General features: G+C 38.3%; 2 protein-coding genes. One reads left to right on the forward strand and one right to left on the reverse strand.

Annotated features, from left to right (window positions below):
• Positions 1-623, reverse strand: a 623-nt coding sequence (locus DNK84_RS09015) for a GTP-binding protein (RefSeq protein WP_119344200.1), incomplete at its 3' end; no start/stop codon positions are given.
• Between the two features lie 326 nt (positions 624-949).
• Here DNK84_RS09015 and nusB point away from each other — a divergent pair.
• Positions 950-1,405 carry a transcription antitermination factor NusB gene (gene nusB / locus DNK84_RS09025; RefSeq protein WP_119344199.1) on the forward strand — a complete coding sequence of 152 codons (456 nt, stop codon included), beginning with the start codon at positions 950-952 and terminating at the stop codon, positions 1,403-1,405.
• Positions 1,406-1,491 lie beyond the last annotated feature (86 nt).

The raw sequence follows: 1,491 nt of genomic DNA on the forward strand, positions 1-1,491 counted from the left end.
GAGACAACACCAAGATAAGGGTCAAACCATGAGTCAATAATAAGTGCCTGTAGCGGCGCACTTGGATCGCCAACAGGTGATGGGACTTTCTTAATAATCGTTTCAAGTACATCTTCAACACCAAGCCCCGTTTTTGCACTGCATGTAGTAGCGTTTGTTGCTTCAATGCCAATGATATCTTCAATTTCTTCACAAACACGTTCTGGCTCAGCTGATGGCAGGTCAATCTTGTTTAAAATTGGAATGACTTCCAGGTTTTGCTCAATGGCGGTATAACAGTTTGCCACGGTTTGTGCTTCAACGCCTTGTGCGGCATCAACGACTAAAAGCGCGCCTTCACAAGCAGCTAAAGAGCGGGAAACCTCGTAGGAGAAGTCAACATGCCCCGGTGTGTCAATAAAATTTAATTGATACGTTTTTCCATCTTTAGCTTCATAGTGTAGTGTAACACTTTGTGCTTTAATTGTAATGCCTCGTTCACGTTCAATATCCATTGAATCAAGAACCTGTTCTTTCATTTCACGCTCTGTTAAGCCCTTACATATCTGTATAAAACGATCCGACAGCGTCGATTTTCCATGGTCGATATGGGCAATAATAGAAAAGTTTCGAATGTGTTGCATATAATGATTTTTTGTGAATTGCACATCAATAGTAATGCATGCATTATGCCTGAGTTTTTATATAAAGTGAATATGGCAAATACTGTCGGGGCATTATTTTGCAAGTGGCACGTGTTTTTTGTTTTTCATCATGCGCTTTTAAATCAATGTTACTTGCCATTACATCAAAATAAAAGGCTACCGAAATAGTTGTTCTTCACAAAGTCGTTGCAAGAAAAAGGAAAGTTTTTCTGTTACATTGAATGGATATTAGCTATAATTTCCGATCGTGTTTTGCAATGATCCTTTTATAAAATAACCATATAGTAAATATAAAGAGTATATTGATGTCACTAAAAATTAAAGAACGCCGACGTGCACGCTTTCATGCGGTGCAAGCACTTTATCAACAAAGCATTGCTGCCACGCCAATGCATGAGCTAAAAGCTCAATTTTATAATGATAACTGTGACCGCCACGCTGTTGAGTGGGATTTTTTCTATCACCTTTTGGATGGTGTTAATAAAAATAAAGTACTGATCGATGAGAAAATTGGCCAATATGCCGTAGATAATATTGATTCCATCAACACGATTGATCTTGCTATTTTACGGCTTGGTGCTTATGAGCTATTGGACTGTTTAGATATTCCATATCAAGTCGTGCTCAATGAATATGTTGATCAGGCGAAATCGCTTGGTACACAGGAAGGTCATGGTTTTGTCAACGGAGTGTTAGATAAACTGGTTACAGAGTTTCGCAACGAGGCAACAAGAAAGCCGGTTAAGGCGTCTAAGCGTTAAGCGATTCGATTAATTTGAGATATGTTGTAAAATTGCTTCAATCGTATTATCGATTTCTATTTTTTCCTGTTTTCTTCGGTTTTTAT

It is taken from the genome of Facilibium subflavum (assembly GCF_003574485.1).
Classification (GTDB): Bacteria; Pseudomonadota; Gammaproteobacteria; order Francisellales; family Francisellaceae; genus Facilibium; species Facilibium subflavum.

Coding starts and splice junctions, on each gene's coding strand:
- nusB (WP_119344199.1), top strand. CDS start 950: ATGTCACTAAAAATTAAAGAACGCCGACGTGCACGCTTTCATGCGGTG.